The organism is Micromonospora sp. NPDC049203 (genome assembly GCF_043197215.1).
GTDB lineage: Bacteria > Actinomycetota > Actinomycetes > Mycobacteriales > Micromonosporaceae > Micromonospora.
Window position 1 is genome coordinate 92,280 of record NZ_JBICSV010000004.1, and the last position, 22,122, is coordinate 114,401.

The following is a 22,122-nucleotide window of genomic DNA, read 5'->3' on the forward strand; positions in this document are numbered from 1 at the left end:
GCGGGGGTGGGGCGTCAGGTGATCAGTGCCGCCGGCTCTCGGGGGTGAGCAGCGCGGCGAGCTGGCGTTTCCAGGTGCTCAGCAGGGCGGAACGGCGGGGCGAGTCGTCGCTGAGCAGGTTGGCCACGCCGAGGCCGCGAAGCAGGTCGAGGGTGGCCTGCACCGACTCGCGCACCCCCGGCTGGCGCTCGTCCACGCCGAGCAGCTCGACGGTGAGCCGGTACATCTCGCGGCCGATCCGCGCCTCCAGCGGCACCAGCGCGGCGCGCAGCTCGGCGTCGGTGCGGGCGGCCACCCACAGCTCCAGCGCTGCCGCGAACAGCGGGCCGGTGAACGAGGCGGCGAGCAGGTCCACCACTCCGTCGAGGCGCTGCGGCCCGGACGGCAGGACCGCCGCCTCGGCGCGCAGCTCGGCCGCCCGGCGCTCGGTCAGGTGCGTGACGGCGGCGGTCACCAGCGCGGCCTTGGTGGGGTAGTGGTGCAACTGGGCGCCCCGGGAGACGCCGGCGTGGGCCGCCACCACAGTCGTCGTGGTGCCGGACCAGCCGTGCTCCACCAGGCACTCGACGGTCGCCTCCAGCAACCGGGCCTGGGTGGCCCGGCTGCGCTCCTGCTGTGGAACTCGGCTCGACACGCAGACAGCCTGCCCCGCCCAAAACAAACAGTCAAGCCTGACTTTTTTGGTCGTCCCCGACGTCGAACCCGGACCGCTATCCGACACCTCCGCGCGGCCGTCATCCGCGATATCGTGCTGGATCACGGGGAGGCACAACATGAATGAATTTGTGCTCGTCGGAGGGGCGGGTTTCCTGGGCACGGCTACCGCCGAGGTGCTGCTGGCCGCCGGCGCGCGAGTCACCACCGTGGACCGTCACCCACCCGCCGAGGCGAACACCGCCGCCGGCCTCGACTGGATCAGGGCGGACCTGCTCACCGCCGAACCACCCGAGCTGCCGCCCGGCATCGTCGTGGTGCTGCTCGGCGCGAGCCACCCCCGGCCCCGCCACCCCTGGACTCTGCCGCTGGACAACGCGGTCAGCACCGCCCGGCTCCTGCCCCGCCTGGCCGGACGCCAGGTGGTGCTCACCTCCTCCGTCGAGGTCTACGGCGCCGCGTCCGGCCCGCTCACCGAGGACACCACGCCCGACCTGCCGTGGTCCGCCGGGGAACTCGACAGCTGGTGCGCCCGCGTGCGCGACCTCGCCCGGGAACCCTGCCCGCCGTGGCGGGCCGCCCCACTGGCCCGGGCGATGGCCGACGCCGACCCCACCCGGCGGTGGACGTACGCGATGGCGAAGCTCGCGCAGGAACGACTCGTCGCGGACGCGATCCCGCCCGACCGGCTGACCGTGCTCCGGCTCGCGAACGTCTTCGGCCCGGGCCAGCACCGGGTGGCCACCCGGCTGGTCCGCCGGGCCCGCCAGGGACTGCCGCTGCCGGTCACCGCGGACACCGTACGCAGCTTCCTGCCCGCCGACACCCTCGCCCGGCTTCTCCTGCGCGGGATCGACCCCGGCGTATGGAACGTGGGCGGGGAACCGGTGCCGCTGACCGACCTCGCCACCTGGATCCGGGACCTGTGCGGCTCGTCGGCGCCGCTGCTGACCATGCCGCGCCCGGCGCCGGACAGCTCCGGCCTGGTGGTCACCGACAAGCTGACCGCCGCCGGCCACCGGGTCGAGCCGCTCCACCCGGCCCTGGCGACGCTGGTGGCCGAGGTCGACGACGACCGGGCACCCCTGTTCCGGCCGCCGCTGCCGGTCGTCGTACCACCCCCGCCGGCACACCCCGAGACGGTCGTCGCCCGCCAGCAGGAGGCGCTCGTCAGCGGGGAGGTCAAGCACGGCAACCGGTGGACGCGCGAGCTGACCGAACGCCTCGGCAAGGAGCTGCAACTCGACGACGACCATCGGGTGCTGGTCACCGCCTCGGGGACCGCCGCCCTGCGGATCATGGTGGCCGCCACCGTCGGCCCGGCCCGCCCCGGCGACGTGGCGGTGCTGCCGTCCTACACCTTCCCCGCGACCGCGGAGATCCTGGTCCAACTCGGCTACAGACTGCGCTTCGTCGACGTGGACGCCGCGACCTGGACGATCGACCCGGTAGCCGTCGCCGCCGCGATCGAGCGGGGCGGCGTACGACTGGTGCTCTGCGTCGACACCTTCGGCAACCCGTGCGACTACCCGGCCCTGCGGGCGGTCTGCGACCCCGCCGGGGTGGCCCTGCTGGCCGACTCCGCCGCCGCCCTCGGCAGCCTGCACCAGGGGCGGCCGGTGGCACAGCAGGCGTTGTCGCACTCGTACTCGATGAGCTTCGCCAAGGTGGTGTCGGCCGGCGGCGCCGGCGGTGCGCTGGTGCTGCCCACCGACGCCGCCGAGGCGGTCCTCGCCGCACCGGCCGGCTGGACCCGCTCCGAGCTGATGAACGAGCTGCACGCCGTCGTCGCGGTCGACCAGCTCGCGGAGCTGGACACGCTGGTCCGGTGCCGGAGCGAGGTGGCCGAGGTCTACGCCGCCGCGGCGTCCGCCCTGCCGGTGGAGGTCCAGCGGGTGCGCCCCGGGGACCGGCACTGCTGGGTGCACTGGGTTGGTCGCTTCGCCCGGCGCGACCGCGTGGCGACGCGGCTGGCCGCACTCGGCGTGCGGACCAAGCCCTACTTCGCGGCAATCCACAGTGGCCCACTCGGCGGCGGTGAGCGCCTACCGGTGACCGAACGGCTGGACGCCGAGGCGCTGGCCCTGCCGATGTCCTCGGAACTCACAGTGGAACAGGCGGAACGGGTCGTCGCCGCGCTCCGCCGCTGCCTGGACTGAACCGGGACGGGCGGTCACCCCGGCGCGCGGCGGCCGGTCACCAGGAGCTGCTTGCCGGCGTCGGCGAGGACCGGGTCGTCGCCCAGCCGTCGCTCCAGCTCCAACAGCGCGTCCCGGTCGGCGTCCAGCCGTCCGGCCAGCCCGGCCCGCCCCAGCGCGGCGGCGCTGACCAGCAGCCCGGCGCTGCGGATCTCGACCAGGCCGGCGGCGCGGAACGCGGCCTCCAACCGGGCCCGGTCCAGCAGGTGCAGGTCGGCGGCGTGCCCCTCGGCACGCCAGACACCCCGCCGGCGGGCCAGCCGGTCCACCGCCTCGTCGTCCCGGCCCGCACCGACCAGCTCCAGGACCAGGCCCACCAGCGAGTCGACGAGCACGGCCAGTACCCCGCCCGGACGCAACCACCCGGCCAGGTGCCGGACCGCCCGCTCGGGATCGGCTGTGTACTGCAGGGAACCCATCGCCAGCACCGCGCCGGCCGTAGCCGGCAGCGTCACCTCCGTCATCGAGCCCTCGACCAGTGTGAAGCCGGAACCGGGCGGCCGGCGGCGCAGCTCGGCCACCATCCCCGGCGCCTGTTCGACGCCGGTCACCGGATGGCCGAGGTCGAGCAGCCGCCGCGCCCACCGGCCCACGCCGCAACCGGCGTCCACCACCGGGGCGCCCGGCGGCACCAACGCGAGCACCCGCTCCCACGCCAGGTCGTCGTAGGCACGCCGGTGCGGCACCGCGAAGTGCTCCTCGTAGCCGGACGCCAGCGCGTCGTACAGCGGCTGGCTCGGGCGCATCGGCTCAGGCAAGACTGCGCCGCCCCCGCAGCCACTGCCGGTCGGCCAGATAGGTGCCCGGCCGCCAGCGCAGGTTGAGGCTGTAGTTGCTGCCGCAGCCGACACACTCCTTGCGGAACAGCCGCGCGTGCTCGGCACGGTATTCCGGACCGTCGACGATCTCGGCGATCGGGCGCTGCCGGACCGAGGCGGTCGGATCGTGGGCCCAGCAGCCGCCGATCTCCCCCCGGGAGTGCACCATCAACTTGAGCTGCGACTCGGCGCACGGCAGGTCGCGCTGGACGAGGTCGTCGAAGTGCCCACGCAGGTAACGCAGCTCCGAGTAACGCGGCAACCACCGCCGGTCGGCCCGGGCCATCGCCTCCAGCTCGGCCAGCGCCGCGTCGAGCCGGTCGCCCGCCACGTCGGTCTGGTCGGTGACCGCGTCGGTGCGGAACAGGAACGTCCGGTCGGTGACGAGGTTGAGATAGAGCGTCACGCCCAGCTCCTGGGCCAGCGCCGCGATGCCGGGCAGGCTGTCCACGTTGTCCCGCATGACGGTGAAGTTCATCCGTACCTTCAGACCGAGCCGGTCCCGGGCGGCGATCAGGTTCCGCAGGTGCCGGGTCGTCGTCTCGAACGCGCCGAGCCGCCCGCGGATCCGGTCGTGCACAAGTGCCGTCGGGCCGTCGACGGAGACGTTGAAGCTGCGTACGCCCGCGGCGAGCACCTCGTCCAGCACGGGCGGGGTGAGACGGATGCCGTTGGTGTTCAGATGCAGGTGGCGTACCCCCACCTCGCGGGCGTACGCCATCAGGGTCAGCGCGTCCGGCCGGATCAGCGGCTCGCCGCCGGTGAAGTTGACCTTGTGGATGCGCAGCGCGACGAGCTGACGCAGGACGTCGCGCCACTCGTCGGTGGAGAGTTCACCCTTGGTGTTCGTGGTCCAGCAGCCGCAGCTCGTGCAGCGCAGGTTGCAGTTGTCGGTGAGGAACAGCTCGGCGACCAGTGGCCGTACGTGCAGCCGGGGCGCGAACCGTTCCTTGACGGCGAGCCGGCCGAAGAACCAGGCGAGGCGGGCGGTGTCGGCGACGGTCACGGCAGTCTCCGGGCGATGACGAAGAGGTTGGCCGAGCGGAACAGCCGGCCGTCGAGGTGGATGCCGCGCTCCAGCAGGCGGCGCACCGGGCCGCCGGTGAGCAGCGCCGGGATCTGCAACCACCGCCAGAACAGGTTGGCGCCGGTCACAGTGGTCGGGGTGAAACCGGTCGCGCGCAGCAGGCCGAGCAGGTCTTCGGTGCGGTAGTTGGTGTGCCGGTCCCGGCCGACCGACATGTCGCCGCGCAGGTTGTCGGAGAGGTCGGCGAACCGGCTGTGCCACACCTGCGACCCGAACCGCCACGAGTAGATCCGGCGGTGCAGCCGGGGGAAGTCGAACTTGGCGTTGTCGGGATCGAGGAAGGTGAAGACGTGCCGCCGGGGAACGGTGAGCACCAGCAGCCCGTCGGGGGCGAGCACCCGGTGCGTCTCGGTCAGCAGCGCGGTCTCGTCGGGCACGTGTTCCAGCACGTCGAGCAGGCTCACCGAGTCGAAGTGGCGGTCGGCGAACGGCAGCGGCTCGCCGACCCCGAGCCGGTGCAGCGGCAGATCCGGATGGCGGGCCGCCAGCTCGGCGAGGTAGCCCGGGTGCGGGTCGGCGCCCTCGCAGGTCACGGTGCCGTGTTCGTGCAGCACGGCGAGGAAGTCTCCGGTGCCGCAGCCCAGATCGAGGTGCCGGCCGGTGCGGCCGGACAGCGCGTCCCAGGCGAACGCGTACCGGCGTAGCGGGTGGGTGGCGAAGGGCCGTACACCCGCCCGGTGCGTCGCCTCGTCGGCCCGGCTCATCGGACCAGCCGGGCGCAGAGCGCGTCCAGAGTGGCGGCCAGGCGTTCGCCGTCGACCGGGCCGGGCAACGGGCGTTCCGCGAGCAGCAGCTGTTGCCGTTGCGGATGCTCGGCCACCACGGCCGGCAGCTCGGCCACGTCCCACACCGCCACCACCCGGCCCGAGCGTTCCTCCGCGCGCAGGTAGTCGACCTGGTGGTCGTTGCCCATCTCGCCCCGTGCCGCCTCCCGGGCCACCGCGACCGGCACCCGGCCGAGCCGCTGGACCAGCCGCACCGTGTTCCCGGCGTGGGTGATCACCACGTCGGCGGCGGCCAGCCGACTCCGCAGGTCGTCCAGGGGCAGGAACGGGGCGTGCGGGCACGGCGGGGTCACCGCCGACGTGCCGGTCTGGACGAACACCTCGTGCGCGGCACAGAGCGGTGCGACGGCCTCGATCAGGCGGTCGAACGGCCACGGGCCCATGCCGACGGTGACCAGGAGGCGGGCCATGACTAGTAGAGCTCCCCGATGAGGACCGCGCGGGGCCGGGACGCCAGCAGGGCGGGTCGCTGCACCAGCACTGCGGCGGCGAGGCGGGAGCAGAGCCGCGCGGCGGCCCCGGCGGGCCCGGTCATGTTGAACGTCTCCAGCCACAGCGACGGCACCCTGAGCAGGCGGGCGGCGAGGAAGACGCCGACGGCCACGCCGGTGCCGGCCGAGACCACCACGTCGGGTCGCTCCCGGCGCAGCAGCCGCAGGGCCCGCCAGGCCGCCGGCAGCACCTGCCACCGGGTGCGCGTCGACAGCTCGGGCTGCCAGTGCACCCGTTGCCCGGCCAGCGCCACCTCGGTGTCGGGGGCGCGGACCGCCACCCACACCGGGTCGTGCCGCTCCCACCACGGGCGGAGCGCGAGCAGATCGAGCAGGACCCCGCCGCTGCTGGAGACGAGGAGGATCCGATACCGCCGGTCCATCACCTCACGCTATCCCAGCGTCGCGGATCGCGATGTCCCGGTCCAGACAGGACGGTCGATCCCGGGGGACCCGGGTCAGCGGCCGTCGCGCGGTGCGAAGACGGCCAGGGCGTCGGCGTCGGAGTGGCGGGAGCGGACGTACTCGTCGGCCCAGGCCTCGGCGTCCGGGAACGCCGAACCCGCGGCGACGGCGGCGCACGCGGCGTCCACGTCGAAGCGGGTCCGGCGTAACTGCACGCCCGGGCCGAGCAGCGCCCACCAGGCGCCGGCGCCCCCGTACGGCATGCCGACGCTGCCCGGGTTGACCACCAGGCGGCGGTCGACCAGCCGGGTGAACGGCATGTGCGTGTGCCCGCAGACCACCGTGCCGACCTCGGCCGGCAGGCCGGCGAAGACCTCTGCCCAGCGGTCGAGCCGGGAGTCGACGAGCACTACCTCCTCGTCGTCACGCGGGGTCGCGTGGCAGAACAGCACCTCGCCCAGCCCGGTGACCGGCACCGTGACGGACGGCGGCAGCGCGGCCAGCCGGGCCACCTGGTCGTCGCGCAGCTGCCCGGCGGCCCAGTTCGACACGGCGACGGGGGCCGGCCGGCCGGCCCGCGCCTGCACCAGCTCGCGGTCGGCGTTCCCGCCGACCCAGCACGCCCGGTCACCGAGCGCAGCCAACCGGTCCAGCACCTCGACCGGCTGCGGACCGGCCGCCAGGTCGCCGGTGAGGACGATCAGCTCGGCGGCGGCCACGTCCGGCTCGGCCAGGACGGCGTCCAGGGCGGGCAGCACACCGTGGATGTCGGAGAGGACGGCGACGCGATCAGGCATCGTCCCAGCCTGGCGTCACCGGTCCGGGAGGGCCAAACGATTCTGCGGCGGGCAGAGACGGCAGCGGCCCGGCTCCACGCGGAGGCGGGCCGGGCCGGGAAGCCGGTACGGAGGTCAGACCCGCGCGCGGCGGGCCAGGCGCTCCGGGTCGAGGATGATGATGCTCTTGCCGTCCAGCCGCAGCCAGCCGCGCGAGGCGAAGTCGGCCAGCGCCTTGTTGACGGTCTCCCGGGAGGCACCGACGAGCTGGGCGATCTCCTCCTGGGTGAGGTCGTGCGTCACGCGCAGCACGCCGCCGTCGCGGGTGCCGAACCGGCCGGCCATCTGGAGCAGGTTCTTGGCGACCCGCCCGGGCACGTCGGTGAAGATCAGGTCGGCGAGCGAGTCGTTCGTGCGGCGCAGCCGGCGGGCCAGCACCCGCAGCAGCTGCTCGGCGATCTCGGGCCGGTTGTTCAGCCACGGCCGCAGGGCCTGCTTGCGCAGCCGGACCAGGCGGGTGTCGGTGACCGCCGTGGCCGTCGCCGTACGCGGACCGGGGTCGAACAGCGACAGCTCGCCGACCATGTCCGACGGGCCCATCACGGCGATCAGGTTCTGCCGGCCGTCCGCCGCGCGGCGACCAACCTTGATCTTGCCGGACAGGAGGATGTAGAGACTGTCGCCGGGTTCGCCCTCGTTGAAGACGATTTCGCCCTTGCGGACCTCGATCGTCTCCATCTCCTTGGCGAGCGCCTCGGCAGCCTCCGGGTCGACACCCTGGAAGATCCCGCTGCGGGCCAGTACCTCGTCCATCGCGCACCTCCGCCTGCGCGTGCCGTCCGTCGGCCGGGTCCGCCGTCCGCTGATCCCTCGCGCGCCGCCAGTCTAGGCGCACATGAGTAGGAATCAGAGGTGCACCCCTGGAATCTTGATCGTTGGGCGTAACCCACCGGACCTGGTGAGCAGCTAAGATCCCGCACTCGGCCCGGCCCGGCGCCACCCGTTCCCACCTGTGATCGTAGGGTGACCGGCGTGCTGTGTGAGCCGTTCCTGACCAGCCGGTCCGAAACCGGGTGGGACATCCCGCTGCTGGTGTGGCGGGCCGAGAGGCCGCTGCTGGCGGTCGGCTCCGCGCCGCTGGGCGGGGGGATCGGCGTCCGCGGGTGGGTGCTCAACGCGACGGTGCCGATGTCGTACGACCGGGACGACCCCGCCGCCCACCTGGCCGACCTGGCGGACGGCCTCGGCCTGGACGGCCCCGGTGTGGGGCTGCTGACCGGCGTGGACGTGACCGAGATGGTGCGCCGCACCGACGGCGGCGTCCGGGTCTGGGCGACTGTGGGCCTGGGCACGCCGGTGTGGGCCGCCGCGCCCGAGCCGGCCCACGCCGCATCCGGCCCGGCCCCGCACGCCGCATCCGGCCCGGTCCGGCCCGCGCAGCACGTCGGTACCGTCAACATCGTCGCGTACGTGCCGGTGCGGCTGAGCGAGGCCGCACTGGTGAACGCCGTGGCCACCGCCACGGAGGCGAAGGCGCAGGCGATCTGGGAACTGGGACTGCCGGCCACCGGCACCCCCACCGACGCGGTGACTGTGCTCTGCCCGGCCGAGGGCGATCCGGCGGCTTACGGCGGCCCTCGCTCGGCCTGGGGCGCGCCGCTGGCCCGGGCCGTGCACGCCGCCGTGCGCTCCGGTGGCACCGGGACCGTGGTGCCGTGGTCCGACCGGCGGGCGGGCTGACGTGGGCTCGGCGTATTCGACACGCCGGGTTTTCCGACCGATCGGCCCTCGTCGCGGCGTTCCGGGGACGGTAGCGTCGCCGACGATGTACGCTCCCGCCCGTTCTGTGCCCCGTACCCTCCGTGCCGCCGTCGCCGGGACGCCCGCCGCCGCTCCCGGGCCGCGTCGCGCGGTGCTCGGCCGGCGCCTCGCCGCGTTCGCCGCGCTCGTCGCCGTCCTCTTCGTCGCCGGCTGCGGCGGTGAGGCCGGCGGGTCCGGCGATCCCAGGTGGCAGGCGGGCCAGGGCGGCGGGTCGACCGGCTCGGCCGGGCCCGCGACCGGCGACCAGCCGGCGGCGCCGGACGGCGCGAACGAGCCGTCGATCTCGCTCACCGCGACCGGTGACGTGATCATGGGGAACGCGCCGGACCGGCTGCCGCCCAACGGCGGCAAGGGCTTCTTCGACGACGTGAAGTCGGCGCTCAAGGGCGACCTGGTGATGGGCAACCTGGAGGAGCCGCTCACCGACGACACCGGCGCCGGCAAGTGCGGCCCGGAGCCGAAGAACTGCTACCAGTTCCGCGCGCCGCCCGGCTATGCCGCGCACCTGCGCTCGGCCGGGTTCCAGCTGCTCAACCAGGCCAACAACCACGGCTACGACTACGGCCGGCAGGGCTACGAGAACACCCAGTCGGCGCTTGAGGCGCACGGGCTCAAGCACACCGGCGCCCCGGGCGAGATCACCGTGGTGGACGTCAAGGGCGTCAAGGTCGCCGTGGTGGGCTTCTCGTCGTACCCCTGGTCGAACAGCCTGGTCGACCTCGACGCCGCCAAGCAGGTGATCGAGATGGCGAAGGAGTCGGCCCAGATCGTCGTGGTGCAGGTGCACATGGGCGCCGAGGGCGCGGACAAGACCCGGGTGAAGCCGGGTACCGAGATGTTCTTCGGCGAGAACCGCGGCGACCCGATCCGCTTCTCCCGGACCGTCATCGACGCGGGCGCCGACCTGGTCATCGGGCACGGCCCGCACGTGCTGCGCGGGATGGAGTTCTACAAGGGGCGGCTGATCGCGTACAGCCTGGGCAACTTCGCCGGCGGCGGGAAGTCGCTGAACAGCTCGGGCCGGCTCGGCTGGGGCGGGGTGCTCAAGGTGTCGCTCACCGCCGAGGGGAAGTTCGTCGGCGGCACGTTCACCTCCACCGTGATGAACGGCGTGGGCCGTCCGTCGGTCGACCGGCAGAACCGCGGCCTCGGGCTGGTCCGCGAGCTGAACCGGACCGACTTCCCGGACACCGGCGCGAAGCTCGACGGAACCGGCAAGATCACCGCACCGGCGGGTGGCTGAGCGCACGCCGGCCGCGCCGAGCCGCCGGAGCGTCGGCCCCGCGACGTAGGCTGGCCGACGTGACCACGCGCTCCCCCGAGACCGACCTCGGCCGTACGCGCCGTGCCCGGCGCATCGGCCGGGTGCTGACCGAGACGCACCCCGACGCGCACTGTGAGCTCGACCACTCCAACGCGCTGGAGCTCGCCGTCGCGACGATCCTGTCCGCCCAGTGCACCGACAAGAAGGTCAACGAGGTCACGCCGAAGCTGTTCGCCCGCTACCGCACCGCCGCCGACTACGCCGCGGCGGACCGCGCCGAGCTGGAGGAGCTGATCCGGCCCACCGGGTTCTACCGCAACAAGACCAGCTCCCTGATCAACCTCGGGCGGGCGCTCTGCGAGCGGTACGACGGCGGGGTGCCCGGCCGGCTCGACGACCTGGTGACCCTGCCCGGGATCGGCCGCAAGACCGCGAACGTCATCCTCGGCAACGCCTTCGGCGTCCCCGGCATCACCGTCGACACCCACTTCCAGCGGCTGGTGCAGCGGTGGCAGCTCACCACCGAGACCGACCCGGTGAAGATCGAGCACGCGATCGGCGCGCTCTACCCGAAGCGCGACTGGACGATGCTGTCGCACCGGGTGATCTTCCACGGCCGCCGCGTCTGCCACGCCCGCAAGCCCGCCTGCGGCGCGTGCACGCTGGCGAAGCTGTGCCCCGCGTACGGCACCGGGCCGACCGAGCCGGCCGCCGCGGCCAAGCTGCTGAAGGGCCCCCGGGCCCGTGACCTGGCGGTCGCCGTCGGCCTCGACCCCGACCTGGTGCCGCAGCAGGCCGCCGCGGCGGACGTGCCGTGATGCGCCGGCTCGCGTACCTGCTCGTCCCGCTGCTGCTGGCGGCGGCGGGCTGCACCGCCACGGCCGAGCAGCCGGAACGCCCGGCGCCCGCCACCCGGGCCCAGCGGCCCTCGCCGTTCGCCGACTGCACCCCGCTGACCGTCGCGCCCGCCGCCGCGTCCCCGGCGCCCGCCGGGAAGGCCGGGGAGCAGCTGCCCGACCTGACGCTCAACTGCTTCACCGGCGGCACACCTGTGAATCTGCGCGACGTCAAGGGCCCGGCCGTGATCAACGTGTGGGCGTCCTGGTGCCCGCCCTGCCGCAAGGAGCTGCCCGCCTTCCAGCGGCTCAGCGAGCGGGCCGACGGCCGGTTCCAGGTGATCGGCGTGAACAGCCGGGACAGCCGCGGTGGTGCGCAGTCCATCGGCGAGGACTACGGCGTCGACTTCCCGATGCTGCTCGACCAGGGCGACGCGTTCCAGCGCGCGCTGGAACGCAACGCGTTCCCGCTGACCGTGCTGGTCGACGCCGACGGGCGGATCCGGCACACCGACGCGACCGGCGCGCTCGACGACGCCCGCCTCGCCGCTCTGCTCGAACGCCACCTCGGGGTGCGGGTATGACCCGACGCCCGCCGGGATGGTTCGACCCGTTGCTGGGCCGGCTCGGCACCGCGCGGGCGGAGGACTTCACCCGCATCGTCACGCCGGAGAGCGGCGGCCGGGAGAGTGCCGTGCTGGTGCTGCTCGGCGAGGAGCCCGGCGCCGGGCCGGACGTGCTGGTCCTCCAGCGCGCCGCGACGCTGCGCAACCACGCCGGGCAGCCGGCGTTCCCCGGCGGCGCGGCCGACCCGGAGGACGCCGACCTCCGCGCCACCGCGTTGCGCGAGGCCAACGAGGAGGTCGGCCTCGACCCGGGCAGCGTCACGGTGCTGGCCGAGCTGCCCCGGCTCTGGATCCCGGTCAGCGACTTCGTGGTCACCCCGGTGCTCGCCTGGTGGCACGACCCGCACCCGGTGCATCCGCGTGAGCCGGCCGAGGTCGCACACGTGGCCCGGCTGCCGGTGACCGAGCTGGTCGACCCGGACAACCGCATGCGGGTACGCCACCCGAGCGGCTGGATCGGCCCGGCCTTCTCGGTGCGCGGGATGCTCGTCTGGGGCTTCACCGCGGGCGTGATCGACCGACTGCTGGAGATGGGCGGCTGGTCCCGGCCCTGGCCGCACTCCCGGGTGGTGGATCTGCCGCCGGTCGACGCCACGCCCGCTCCCTCGGCCGGCACCGAGACGGCCGACGAGAGCCCGGTGCGCTGATCACCCGTACGCATCCCCGGGTCACGTTCCGCGAGCGCTGAGCCGACCGCGGGCAGGGTGCCCGTACCCTTGGGGCGTGTCCGCCGTGGATCTCGTCCTTCTTCTGCTCATGCTCGTGTTCGCGATCAGCGGATACCGTCAGGGTTTCGTCATCGGGGCCCTGTCGTTCTCCGGCTTCTTCCTGGGTGCGCTGCTCGGCCTCCAGGTCGGGCCGCTGATCGCCCAGCAGTTCGAGGCCAGCGGCACCCGCGTGCTGATCTCCCTGGTGGCGATCTTCGGGCTCGCCGTGCTGGGGCAGGCGCTGGCCGGCTGGCTCGGCTCCAACCTGCGGGCCGCCATCACCGGGCGGACCGGCCGGAAGATCGACGACGTCGGCGGCGCGTTCATCTCGGTCGTCGCGGTCATGCTGGTGGCGTGGCTGGTGGCGGTGCCGCTGGGTTCCTCGTCGGTGCCCTGGCTGGCCGCCTCGGTCAAGAACAGCGCACTGCTCACCGTGGTGGACCGGGTGCTGCCCGACCGCGCCCAGGACCTGTCCACCGCCCTGCGGGACACCGTCGACACGAACGGCTTCCCCGACGTGTTCAACGGTCTGGGCAGGACCCCGGCCCGGCAGGTCGCACCGCCCGACCCGGCGCTGGCCAACTCCCAGGTCGTGCAGAACAGCAGGCGGTCGGTGGTCAAGGTGCTCGGCTCCGCGCCGAGCTGCTCGCGCCGCATCGAGGGCTCCGGCTTCGTGTACGCCGACGACCGGGTGATGACAAACGCGCACGTGGTGGCCGGCACCCGCTCGGTGGCGGTGGAGTTGCGCGGCGAGCGGTACGACGGCGAGGTCGTCGTCTACGACCCGGACCGGGACCTCGCCGTGCTCTACGTGCCGGGGCTGCCCGGACCGTCGCTGCGGTTCGCCGCCGGGCCGGCCGCCACCGGCGCGGACGCGATCGTGCTCGGCTTCCCGCTCGACGGCCCGTACGACGCCCGCCCGGCCCGGATCCGGGACGTCGACCGGATCACCGGACCGGACATCTACTCGGCCGGTGACGTCAACCGGGAGATCTACACGATCCGGGCGCTGGTGCGCAGCGGCAACTCCGGCGGCCCGCTGGTCTCCTCGAACGGTCTGGTGCTCGGCGTGATCTTCGCGGCGGCGGCGGACGACCCGAACACCGGCTTCGCGGTGACCGCGGCCGAGGCGCGACCGGTGGCGCTGGCGGGCGCGGAGCGTACCCGGGGAGTCGCCACCGGCGACTGCACCTGAGCTGGCCGGCGGCGCTCAGCCGCCCACCGGTGCTCCCGCCGGTGTCGCCTCGTCACCGGAGCGGGACAGCGGCAGATGGGCGCGGCCCCAGGTGAGCGTGCGGTCGAGGACCGCCCGCGCCATGATCGCCACGCAGGCGCCGCCGTTGAGGAACGAGGCGACCACGTCGCTGGGGTGGTGCATGCCCCGGTACATCCGGGTGAGCGCCACGCCGATCGGCACCAGCACCAGCAGCGTCCACCAGGTGGCCTTGGCCGGGGTGCTGCGTGCCCGCAGCGCCAGCAGCAGCGCCAGACCGACGTAGAGCGCGGTGGCCGCCGACGTGTGCCCGGACGGGAAGCTGGACGTGGGCGGGGAGGCGTCCATGTGTGCCACGGCCGGACGGTTCCGGTCGATGACCATCGTGGTGAACAGGAAGATCAGCGCCTGTGCGGTCACCGCCGCGCACAGGAACAACGGTTCCCGCCAGCGGTGCAGCACCAGCCGCAGCACCAGGGCCGCCAGCACCGTCACCACGACGATCATCTGGGTGCTGGCGAGCGTGCTGAACACCAGCGAGACGTCGTTCCAGCCCGGCGTCCGGTCGCCGGCCAGCTCACGGTTGACCGTGTCCTCCACTGTGAACGGCCACGTGTGGGCCAGCACCCGGGTCACCAGCAGGCCCAGGCCCACCATCAGCGCGAAGAGCAGGACCAGCGGCAGCAGGACACGCCGGGTGACTCGGATCACGACATCGGACATGGCATCGCCTGTACCCCGGCGCGGGTCCGGCTACGCCCGCCCGCCCTCCGGCCCCTGGTCGGCCAGCTCCGGCTCGACCCCCTCACGCAGCGGACGCGCGGACCGCCGCCCGGTGCCGCTGCGCCAGGTGGCGAAGCCGGCCGATGTCGCGGCCACCACGGCGGCCCCGAGCACCCAGCCACCCACCACGTCGCTGGTCCAGTGCACGCCCAGCGCGATCCGGCTGATCCCGGTCACCACCGTGACCAGCACGGCGGCCGTCCACAACGCGACCCGGCCCCGGCGGCTGTCCCGTGCGAACGGCAGGAACACCAGCAGCAGCACGCCGGCGGCCAGCGTGGCGTTGAGCGCGTGCCCGGACGGGAACGAGTAACCGGCGGCCCGCGCCACCGGTTCGAGCAGATCCGGCCGGTCCCGGCCGACGAGCAGCTTGAGCAGCGCGCCGAGCAGCCCGCCGGTGACCATGGTGACGACCACCCACACCGCGAGCCGGGGCGCGCCGCGCCGGACCAGCCAGACCACCACCGCGACGGCGGCGACCCGCAGCGGGCCGGGTCCGAAGACGTGCGTCCAGACCGTCATCACGTCGACCCAGACGGGATGGTCCTGCGCGTACCCGTGGAACGCGTCGGTGATCGAGGCGTCCAGCCGCAGCAGGGGCGGCCAGGCGCCGAGCACCAGCAGCGCGATCAGGGCGAACGGCACCAGCACCAGGAACGCCGCGACAGCGGCCACTGTGAGCCGCAGGCCGAGAGAGTGCTCGCGGTCGAGGCGGCGATCGCGCCACGACCGGTGCGTGACCGGCGCCCCGGTGGTCTCCATGGGGCTTCCCCTACCCACCTGAGGGCAGGGTCAGACTGGTTCAGCGGCGGGTCTGCCGGAACCGCCGCACCATCAACGCGGTGCCGGTGACGAGCGCGACGAACAGGGCCAGGCCGGTCCAGAGCCGCTCCGGGGCCCAGACCTCCGTCTGCCCCGCCGGCCGGGCGGTCCAGCCCTCCGCCGTACGCCCGACCGGATCGCCACCCCGGCCCGCCGCCGCGGCCCGGGTGTCCCGCCCCTCGCCGGGTGCCGGGCCGAAGCCCACCACGCCGGGGGAGGCGTTGTCGTCCAGCGGGTTGTGGCCCACCCCCGGCACGTCGCCGGTCAGCGCGGCCACCGGATCGACAAGGCCGTAGCCGAACCGGTCGTCCCGGCCGGTCGGCCCGAGGTCCCGGGCTGTGGTGATCAGCCGGTTGACCACGTCGCCGGCCGACATCTTCGGATAACGGGCGCGGACCAGGGCGGCGGTCGCGGCGACGAGCGGCGCGGCGAAGCTCGTCCCCTGCACCCGCCAGTAGCCGTCCGGCCGGGCGCCGTAGAGCCCGGTGGCCGGGGCGCTGAGCACCGTCTCGTGCCCGGTGATCGAGCCGGACCAGAGGTTCTCGCTGGTCCGCTCCAGGCCGGTGACCGCGAGCACACCCGGTTCCCGGGCCGGATACCAGACCTCGGTGGTCGTCGAGGTGGCCAGGTTGCCGGTGCAGGCCACCACCACCACGTCCCGCGCGAACGCGTAGTCGAGCGCCGCGGCCAGGGCCGGGTTGTCGATGCTGCCGCCGAGCGACAGGTTGACCACCCGGGCGCCGTTGTCGACCGCCCAGCGCACCGCCTTCGCGATGATCAGCGCGTCGTCGTAGCGGTTCTCGGCGTCGAGGACCCGGACCGGGAGGATCTTGGCATCCGGCGCGAGCCCCACCACGCCCCGGTCGTCGTCGGCCCGCCCGGCGATCAGCCCGGCGACGGTGGTGCCGTGCCCCACCGGGTCCGGGCCGTCCGAGCCGTCCGGCGTCACCAGATCCAGGCCGGGCAGCACCTGACCGACCAGGTCGGGGTGGGAGCCGTCCACACCGGAGTCGATCACCGCGACCACCACGCCGCGCCCGGTCGAGGTGCGCCACGCGGTCGTCGCCCGCAACTCCTCCAACTGCCACTGCTCGTCGCGTACCTGGTCGGTGCGCAGCAGGCCGCCGGGGGCCACCCAGGGCCGCGCCACAGTGGCCGGGGCGGCGGGCGCGGCGTGTGCCGGCGGCGCCAGCGGACCGGCCACGGTGACCAGTGCCGACGCGGCGGCGAGGAGCGCGCGTCCGGCGAGACGCCGGGGCGGCCCACCGGGCAGTCCCTGCCGATCCCCTGTCACATTCCCCAGCCGTTCGGTCGCGTCAGACACATGCTGCACGGAGATTACCGGTTGTCCCGCCCGTCACGGGGCAACTCGGCGAGCCCGATCACCCGGGCGGGAGATGCGCCAGCTGCACCAGGCGCACCCCCTCCCGGCGGGTGACCAGCCGCGCCCGCCCCGGGGGGAGCGGCCCGGCCTTCACCTGGCCGACGAGAGTGCCCTCCTCCGGCCCGCCCGACATCACCAGCCCGGCCGTGGACAGCTCGCGCAGCCGCTGCACGATCGGCTCGTACGCGGTCCGCCCGGCACCGCCGGTACGCCGCGCCAGCACCAGGTGCAGCCCGATGTCCCGTGCGTGCGGCAGGTGCTCCTCCAGCGCCCGCAACGGGTTCGTCGGGCCACCGGCCACCAGGTCGTAGTCGTCCACGAGCACGAACAGCTCCGGCCCCTTCCACCACGACCGGCTGCGCAACTGCGCCGGGGTCACCTCCGGCCCCGGCTGCCGCCCCTGGAGGTAGCCGGCGGCCGACTCGATCAGCTCGGCGGTGTGCGGCGCGGCGGTGCCGTACCCGATCAGGTGCGGAGTCTCGATCACGCCCATCAGGCTGCGCCGGTAGTCCACGAGCATCACCCGGGCCTGCTCCGGGGTGAACCGGTTGACGATCGAGGTGGCGAGCGCGCGCAGGAACGACGACTTGCCGCACTCGGCGTCGCCGAAGACCAGGAAGTTCGGCTCGGTGGTGAAGTCCAGCACCACCTGGGACAGGTCCGCCTCGGCCACGCCGATCGGGAACGCCAGCCCGCTCGTCGCGCTCTGGTCCAGCTCGGCGTACGGCAGCACCGGCGGAAGCAGCCGCACCCGTGGCGCGGGCGGACCGGTCCACGCGCCGGCCACCGCCTTGACCAGGTCGGCCGTCTCGGCCCCCAGCGCCTCGACGCGGGGCTCGGCGGTGAGGAAGTGCAGCCCGCCGGGCGTGATGCCGCGTCCCGGACGCTCCTCCGGCACGGTCGCCGCCAACGCGCGCTTGACCACCACCGAGTCGGCCGGGTCGCCCAGACGCAACTCCAGCCGGGAACCGAACAGGTCGCGGATCGCCGGGCGGAAGTCCGACCAGCGCAGGGCGCTCGCCACCACGTGCACCCCGTACGCCAGGCCCCGGGTGGCGAGCTCGGTGACCAGCGGTTCCAGGTCTTCGTACTCGCCGCGCAGCGTGTTCCACCCGTCCACCACCAGGAACACGTCCCCGAACGGGTCGGGCGCGCCCGCCGCCCGCCGCCGTCGCCACGCGGCCATCGACTCCACACCGGCCTCGGCGAACCGTCGCTCCCGCTCGGCCAGCAGCCCGGCGACCTCGCCGACGGTACGGCGCACGGCGGTGCCGTCGGAGCGCCCGCTGACGCCGCCCACGTGCGGCAGGTCGCGCAGCGCGCCGAGCGTCCCGCTGCCGAAGTCGAGGCAGTAGACCTGCACCTCGGCCGGGGTGTGGGTGAGCGCGAGCGCGCAGACCAGCGTGCGCAGCAGGCTGGACCGGCCGCTGCGGGTGGTGCCGACCACCGCGACGTGCCCGGCCGCGCCGTCCAGCGCCAGCCAGAGCAGGTCGCGCCGCTGCTCGAACGGCTTGTCCACCACCGCCACCGGCACCTGTAGCGCCCCGTGCAGCTCCGGATTGGCCACCGCGAGCCCGCGTACCGGGTCGGCGCCGACCGGGCCGAGCAGCTCGTCCAGGGCGGGCGACGCGTCCAGCGGCGGCAGCCACACCTGGTGCGCCGGCGGGCCCTGCCCGGCCAGCCGGTCCACGAGCAGATCCAGCAGCGTCTCGCCGCCGTCGTCCTCGGCCGGGAGGGCGGCGGGCACGGGCGGCTCGGGCACCGGGACCAGGTGGGTGGAGAAGGTGAGCACGCGCGCCTCACCGGCACCGGACGCGCCCGCCGCCCCGCCGCGCCGGCGGACCGCGCCGGAGACGTACGCGGCCTTGAACCGGACCAGCGGGTCGGTGCCCGAGCGCAGGTAACCGTGCCCCGGACTGCGCGGCAACTCGTGCGCGTCCGGCACGCCCAGCACCGTCCGGGACTCCAGCGCCGAGAACGTCCGCAACCCGATCCGGTACGACAGGTGCGTGTCCAGCCCGCGCAGCCGCCCCTCCTCCAGCCGCTGGCTCGCCAGCAGCAGGTGCACCCCGAGCGACCGCCCCAGCCGGCCGATCTGCACGAACAGGTCGATGAAGTCGGGCTTGGCGGACAGCAGCTCGGAGAACTCGTCGCAGATCAGCAGCAGCGACGGCAGCGGGGCCAGCGGCGAACCGGCCGTCCGGGCCCGCTCGTAGTCGCGCACGCTCGCGAAGTTGCCCGCCCGGCGCAACAGCTCCTGCCGGCGCATCAGCTCACCGTTTATCGCGTCCACCATCCGGTCCACAAGCGGCAGCGCGTCGGCCAGGTTGGTGATCACGGCGGCGGTGTGCGGCAGCCGCTCGAACGGCGCGAACGTGGCGCCGCCCTTGAAGTCGACGAGCACGAAGTTGAGCTGCTCCGAGCTGTGCGTGGCGGCCAGCCCGAGCACGAGCGTGCGCAGCAGCTCCGACTTGCCCGAGCCGGTAGCGCCGATCAGCAGGCCGTGCGGGCCCATCCCGTCCTGCGCCGACTCCTTCAGGTCGAGGTCGATCGCCCCGCCGTCGGCGCCCACCCCGATCGGCACCCGCAACCTGTCCCGCGCGGCCCGGGGCGCCCAGCCCTGCTCGGCGGTGAAGCTCTCCGGGTCACCCAGACCCAGCAGCTCGGGCAGGCCCAGCTCGGCGCCGGGCAGCGCGTCCGGCCCCCGTACCGTGCCGGCCAGCCGCAGCGGCGCGAGCCGCCGGGCCACCGCCTCGGCGTCGGCGGGCGCCAGCGCGTCGGCGGCACCCACCTCGGCGTGCCCCTCGGCGGAGTGCGAGTGCAGGCGGCCGTCGACCAGGTCGAGCAGGAGCGCGTACCGGTCGAGCAGCCGGGGCGGCGGGGTGTCCAGGTCGAGCACGGTGACCGCGTCGATGCCGCCGTCACCGGCCAGGTCGCTCGCGCCGGTCAGGTCACCGCCGTCGAGCAGCACCACGACGTGCGGCCCGTCCGTGGCCGTGCCGTGCGGGCTGAACCGGGACCGGGCGCCGAGCACGTCGTCGAGCAGCCGTTCCAGGTCGGCGGCGGAGCTGGTGACCAGCCGCACCGGGCCCAGCGCGTCGGTACGCGCCGGATGATGGGCGTGCGGCAGCCACTTCACCCACTCCCAGACGGCCCGGCGTTCCGGCCCGGCGCAGACCGCGATCAGCAGCTCGTCCGGCGCGTGGAAGACGGCGAGCTGGGTGAGCACCGCCCGGGCCAGCGCCTGCGCGGCGGGCGAGCCGGCGCCGCGTACCGGGCCGGCCGGCCCGCGCACGAAGACCCGGGCGAAACTGCGCAGCGACAGCGCCACCGGCAGGTCCGGCACCACCGAGTACGCGTCCAGGAAGCGCCGCAGCGCCCCGGCCGTCATCGGCTCCAGCTCCTCCAGCGGGCGGGTGACCGGTGGGACCAGCGGGGTGGCCAGCGTCTGCGGCCCCGTACCGACCCGGACCACGGCGAAGTCCGGGTCGCCGGGCCGGCGTTCCCAGACCCGGTGACTGTCGACAGTCGACCAGAGCCGCCCCGGCTCGGGATGGCGGTAGGACAGCCCGGCCCGCTGGGCGCCGGCGGTCTCCCGCACCCGGCGCCGGAGCGTGCCCAGGTGGCGCAGGTATTCCCGGCGGGCGGCCATCAGCTCGGACTTCTTCGGCCCGGCGCTGCCCCAGGTGGTCACCAGCATCGCCACCGAGGAGAGGCCGAACATGCCGCCCACGACGTACGAGTAGGCGCCACCGCCGCGGCCGAACATCATCGCCATGGCCACCGTCCCGCCGAGCATCGGCAGCACCGTCAGCGCCTGCTGCCAGCGCCCACCGGCGGCGGCGGGGATCTCCGGCGGCGCCTCGACGGGCAGCTCGCCGACCGGGATCTCCGGGGCCGGGCGGCGTGGCGGCCGCTTGATGACGACAGTGGACACTCACCCTCCCCGAACGTGGCTCTGGGTAACCCGAGCCTGGCTCATCGTAGGTAAAGTCCTCTCGTCCGTCAGCCCACTCCCTCCGCGCGATATGGAGATGCCTCGATGACAAGCGGGCTCGCCCGGGTCACCATCAGCGCGCCCAGGCGGCGGGTCGACGTGGCCCTACCGGAGCAGGTCCCCCTGGCCGAGCTGCTGCCCGAGGTGCTCCGGCACGCCGGCGAGGGGCTGGCCGACGACGGGGAACGGCACGGCGGCTGGGTGCTGCGCCGCACCGACGGCGCGGTGCTCGCCACCGCCCAGGCGCTGCTGCCGCAGGGCGTCCGCGACGGCGAGGTGCTGCACCTGGTGCCGGCCCGCGCCGAGTGGCCCGAACTGGAGTACGACGACGTGGTCGAGGCGATAGTCGACGGCGCCCGGCGCCGGGGCGCCGCCTGGTCGGGTCACGCCACCCGGGCCGCCGCGCTGGCCGGTGCCGCCGTACCCCTGGCCGTCGGGCTGGTCGCGGTGGTCGCGGCCGGTCCGGGGGAGCACGGCTGGCCGGTCGCCGCGGCGGTCGCCCTGATCCTGGTGCTCACCGCAACCGCCGCGTCCCGGGCATACGGGGACGGCCCGGTCGGCGCCACCCTCGGCGGGTACGCGCTGCCCTGGGCGGCGGTGGCCGGAGCGCTCTCGGTCGCCTCCGGCGATCCGGTCGGCCCGATCGTGGGCCTGCGTTGGGTGGGCGCCCCCGAACTGCTCGTCGGCTCGGTGGCGCTGCTGCTGGTGGCGGTGCTCGGCCTGCTCGGCGTGGCCAGCCGGTCCCGCGTCTTCGTGGCCGGGGTGACTGTCGGCCTGGCAGGTGTGGCAGCCGCGCTCGGCGGGTTGCTGCTCCACCCGGACGGCACCGCCGCCGTACTGCTCGCCGTGCTGGTGTTCGCCCTCGGCGGGCTGCCGCTGCTGGCCATCCGGGTCGGCAAGCTGCCGCTGCCGCCGCTCACCCTGCCCAGCCCGGCCGGCACCCGGGACCTGCCGGACCGGGGGCGGGTGCACGCGGCGGTGGCCCGCGCGGAAGAGGTGCTGACCGGGATGCTGCTCGGCCACGCGGTGCTCGCGGTCGGCGCGGTCGCGGTGCTGGTCTCCGTCGGCCGGACCGCAGGGCTGCTGTTGGCGGCAGTCGCGTGCGGGGTGCTGCTGCTGCGTTCGCGCCTGTTCGTGGCGGTACGGCACCGGGTGCCGGCGATAGTCGCCGGGCTGACCGGGTTCGCCCTGCTCGGCGTGGTGCTGGCCGACCGGGCCGGTCCGGGTGGCCGGCTGGCGCTGACTGTGGGCGGGCTGGCCCTGGCCCTGACGGCGGTCACCGCCGGCGCCACCTACGCCCGGCGCCCGGTCTCCCCGTACCTCGGGCGGCTGGCCGACCTGACCGACACCGCGCTGGTGGTCGCGGTCGTGCCGGTGGCCTGCGCGGTGCTGGGCCTCTACGACCGGGCCCGCGACCTGCTCACCTGAGACACGCCGAGGCCCGGGTCGCGCGTC

Annotated in this window: 20 protein-coding genes; 8 read left to right on the forward strand and 12 right to left on the reverse strand. The window is 74.6% G+C overall.

Going from position 1 to position 22,122, the window contains the following annotated elements; genetic code table 11:
• Positions 1–22: 22 nt before the first annotated feature.
• Positions 23–634, reverse strand: coding sequence for a TetR/AcrR family transcriptional regulator (locus ACGFIA_RS12875; protein WP_357385413.1), 612 nt, complete (start codon positions 632–634; stop codon positions 23–25).
• Positions 635–773: 139 nt separating this feature from the next.
• Here ACGFIA_RS12875 and ACGFIA_RS12880 point away from each other — a divergent pair, with 139 nt between their 5' ends.
• Positions 774–2,813 (forward strand): aminotransferase class I/II-fold pyridoxal phosphate-dependent enzyme, encoded by a 2,040-nt coding sequence (locus ACGFIA_RS12880; protein ID WP_357468755.1) that lies wholly within the window; start codon positions 774–776, stop codon positions 2,811–2,813.
• A gap of 14 nt (positions 2,814–2,827) precedes the next feature.
• Here ACGFIA_RS12880 and ACGFIA_RS12885 read toward each other — a convergent pair whose 3' ends face one another.
• The 7 genes from ACGFIA_RS12885 to ACGFIA_RS12915 all read right to left on the reverse strand — a co-directional run bounded on the left by ACGFIA_RS12885 (position 2,828) and on the right by ACGFIA_RS12915 (position 8,027).
• Positions 2,828–3,598, reverse strand: coding sequence for a class I SAM-dependent methyltransferase (locus ACGFIA_RS12885; protein WP_393259954.1), 771 nt, complete (start codon positions 3,596–3,598; stop codon positions 2,828–2,830).
• A gap of 4 nt (positions 3,599–3,602) precedes the next feature.
• On the reverse strand, positions 3,603–4,676 hold the full coding sequence (locus ACGFIA_RS12890) for a radical SAM protein (protein ID WP_357468761.1): 1,074 nt from the start codon (positions 4,674–4,676) through the stop codon (positions 3,603–3,605).
• Positions 4,673–5,461 (reverse strand): class I SAM-dependent methyltransferase, encoded by a 789-nt coding sequence (locus ACGFIA_RS12895; protein WP_393259957.1) that lies wholly within the window; start codon positions 5,459–5,461, stop codon positions 4,673–4,675. The genes ACGFIA_RS12890 and ACGFIA_RS12895 overlap by 4 nt, the downstream gene beginning before the upstream one ends.
• Positions 5,458–5,952, reverse strand: coding sequence for a hypothetical protein (locus tag ACGFIA_RS12900; RefSeq protein WP_393259960.1), 495 nt, complete (start codon positions 5,950–5,952; stop codon positions 5,458–5,460). Before ACGFIA_RS12900 ends, ACGFIA_RS12895 begins: the two co-directional genes overlap by 4 nt.
• Before the next feature lie 2 nt (positions 5,953–5,954).
• Complete coding sequence (locus ACGFIA_RS12905; RefSeq protein WP_357385424.1) at positions 5,955–6,416, reverse strand: glycosyltransferase; 462 nt, start codon at positions 6,414–6,416, stop codon at positions 5,955–5,957.
• 75 nt (positions 6,417–6,491) lie between these two features.
• A complete protein-coding gene (locus tag ACGFIA_RS12910; RefSeq protein ID WP_357468771.1) occupies positions 6,492–7,235 on the reverse strand; it encodes a metallophosphoesterase family protein in 744 nt (247 codons plus the stop codon).
• A gap of 114 nt (positions 7,236–7,349) precedes the next feature.
• Positions 7,350–8,027 (reverse strand): Crp/Fnr family transcriptional regulator, encoded by a 678-nt coding sequence (locus tag ACGFIA_RS12915; RefSeq protein WP_007466162.1) that lies wholly within the window; start codon positions 8,025–8,027, stop codon positions 7,350–7,352.
• A 219-nt stretch (positions 8,028–8,246) separates the two neighbouring features.
• On the opposite strand from ACGFIA_RS12915, the gene ACGFIA_RS12920 reads away from it, so the two are divergent.
• The 6 genes from ACGFIA_RS12920 to ACGFIA_RS12945 all read left to right on the forward strand — a co-directional run bounded on the left by ACGFIA_RS12920 (position 8,247) and on the right by ACGFIA_RS12945 (position 13,663).
• Positions 8,247–8,954 carry an adenosylcobinamide amidohydrolase gene (locus tag ACGFIA_RS12920; protein ID WP_357469060.1) on the forward strand — a complete coding sequence of 236 codons (708 nt, stop codon included), beginning with the start codon at positions 8,247–8,249 and terminating at the stop codon, positions 8,952–8,954.
• A 106-nt stretch (positions 8,955–9,060) separates the two neighbouring features.
• The gene (locus tag ACGFIA_RS12925) at positions 9,061–10,278 is read left to right on the forward strand and encodes a CapA family protein (RefSeq protein ID WP_357385429.1); all 1,218 of its coding nucleotides are present in this window, start codon (positions 9,061–9,063) and stop codon (positions 10,276–10,278) included.
• Positions 10,275–11,117: an endonuclease III gene (nth, locus tag ACGFIA_RS12930; RefSeq protein ID WP_393260430.1), complete on the forward strand. Its 843-nt coding sequence runs from the start codon at positions 10,275–10,277 to the stop codon at positions 11,115–11,117. Before ACGFIA_RS12925 ends, nth begins: the two co-directional genes overlap by 4 nt.
• Positions 11,117–11,719: a TlpA family protein disulfide reductase gene (locus ACGFIA_RS12935; protein WP_393259965.1), complete on the forward strand. Its 603-nt coding sequence runs from the start codon at positions 11,117–11,119 to the stop codon at positions 11,717–11,719. The genes nth and ACGFIA_RS12935 overlap by 1 nt, the downstream gene beginning before the upstream one ends.
• Positions 11,716–12,408, forward strand: coding sequence for a CoA pyrophosphatase (locus ACGFIA_RS12940; protein WP_357385435.1), 693 nt, complete (start codon positions 11,716–11,718; stop codon positions 12,406–12,408). The genes ACGFIA_RS12935 and ACGFIA_RS12940 overlap by 4 nt, the downstream gene beginning before the upstream one ends.
• Before the next feature lie 76 nt (positions 12,409–12,484).
• Positions 12,485–13,663, forward strand: a complete 1,179-nt coding sequence (locus ACGFIA_RS12945; protein WP_357468780.1) for a MarP family serine protease — start codon at positions 12,485–12,487, stop codon at positions 13,661–13,663.
• Between the two features lie 15 nt (positions 13,664–13,678).
• Here ACGFIA_RS12945 and ACGFIA_RS12950 read toward each other — a convergent pair whose 3' ends face one another.
• The 4 genes from ACGFIA_RS12950 to eccCa all read right to left on the reverse strand — a co-directional run bounded on the left by ACGFIA_RS12950 (position 13,679) and on the right by eccCa (position 20,607).
• The gene (locus tag ACGFIA_RS12950) at positions 13,679–14,404 is read right to left on the reverse strand and encodes a phosphatase PAP2 family protein (protein WP_357468783.1); all 726 of its coding nucleotides are present in this window, start codon (positions 14,402–14,404) and stop codon (positions 13,679–13,681) included.
• Positions 14,405–14,434: 30 nt separating this feature from the next.
• Positions 14,435–15,226 (reverse strand): phosphatase PAP2 family protein, encoded by a 792-nt coding sequence (locus ACGFIA_RS12955; RefSeq protein ID WP_357468786.1) that lies wholly within the window; start codon positions 15,224–15,226, stop codon positions 14,435–14,437.
• Between the two features lie 40 nt (positions 15,227–15,266).
• Positions 15,267–16,559 (reverse strand): type VII secretion-associated serine protease mycosin, encoded by a 1,293-nt coding sequence (mycP, locus tag ACGFIA_RS12960; RefSeq protein ID WP_393260432.1) that lies wholly within the window; start codon positions 16,557–16,559, stop codon positions 15,267–15,269.
• Positions 16,560–16,668: 109 nt separating this feature from the next.
• On the reverse strand, positions 16,669–20,607 hold the full coding sequence (gene eccCa / locus ACGFIA_RS12965; protein ID WP_357468792.1) for a type VII secretion protein EccCa: 3,939 nt from the start codon (positions 20,605–20,607) through the stop codon (positions 16,669–16,671).
• A gap of 105 nt (positions 20,608–20,712) precedes the next feature.
• On the opposite strand from eccCa, the gene eccD reads away from it, so the two are divergent.
• Positions 20,713–22,095, forward strand: a complete 1,383-nt coding sequence (eccD, locus tag ACGFIA_RS12970; RefSeq protein ID WP_357468796.1) for a type VII secretion integral membrane protein EccD — start codon at positions 20,713–20,715, stop codon at positions 22,093–22,095.
• The last annotated feature ends 27 nt before the right edge of the window (positions 22,096–22,122 follow it).

What these genes read in the sequence shown, in the direction of transcription:
- ACGFIA_RS12880 (WP_357468755.1), top strand. Translation starts at nt 774, where the DNA reads ATGAATGAATTTGTGCTCGTCGGAGGGGCGGGTTTCCTGGGCACGGCT.
- ACGFIA_RS12885 (WP_393259954.1), bottom strand. Translation starts at nt 3,598, where the DNA reads ATGCGCCCGAGCCAGCCGCTGTACGACGCGCTGGCGTCCGGCTACGAG.
- ACGFIA_RS12895 (WP_393259957.1), bottom strand. Translation starts at nt 5,461, where the DNA reads ATGAGCCGGGCCGACGAGGCGACGCACCGGGCGGGTGTACGGCCCTTC.
- ACGFIA_RS12900 (WP_393259960.1), bottom strand. Translation starts at nt 5,952, where the DNA reads ATGGCCCGCCTCCTGGTCACCGTCGGCATGGGCCCGTGGCCGTTCGAC.
- ACGFIA_RS12905 (WP_357385424.1), bottom strand. Translation starts at nt 6,416, where the DNA reads ATGGACCGGCGGTATCGGATCCTCCTCGTCTCCAGCAGCGGCGGGGTC.
- ACGFIA_RS12910 (WP_357468771.1), bottom strand. Translation starts at nt 7,235, where the DNA reads ATGCCTGATCGCGTCGCCGTCCTCTCCGACATCCACGGTGTGCTGCCC.
- ACGFIA_RS12915 (WP_007466162.1), bottom strand. Translation starts at nt 8,027, where the DNA reads ATGGACGAGGTACTGGCCCGCAGCGGGATCTTCCAGGGTGTCGACCCG.
- ACGFIA_RS12935 (WP_393259965.1), top strand. Translation starts at nt 11,117, where the DNA reads ATGCGCCGGCTCGCGTACCTGCTCGTCCCGCTGCTGCTGGCGGCGGCG.
- ACGFIA_RS12940 (WP_357385435.1), top strand. Translation starts at nt 11,716, where the DNA reads ATGACCCGACGCCCGCCGGGATGGTTCGACCCGTTGCTGGGCCGGCTC.
- ACGFIA_RS12950 (WP_357468783.1), bottom strand. Translation starts at nt 14,404, where the DNA reads ATGTCCGATGTCGTGATCCGAGTCACCCGGCGTGTCCTGCTGCCGCTG.
- ACGFIA_RS12955 (WP_357468786.1), bottom strand. Translation starts at nt 15,226, where the DNA reads ATGGAGACCACCGGGGCGCCGGTCACGCACCGGTCGTGGCGCGATCGC.
- eccD (WP_357468796.1), top strand. Translation starts at nt 20,713, where the DNA reads ATGACAAGCGGGCTCGCCCGGGTCACCATCAGCGCGCCCAGGCGGCGG.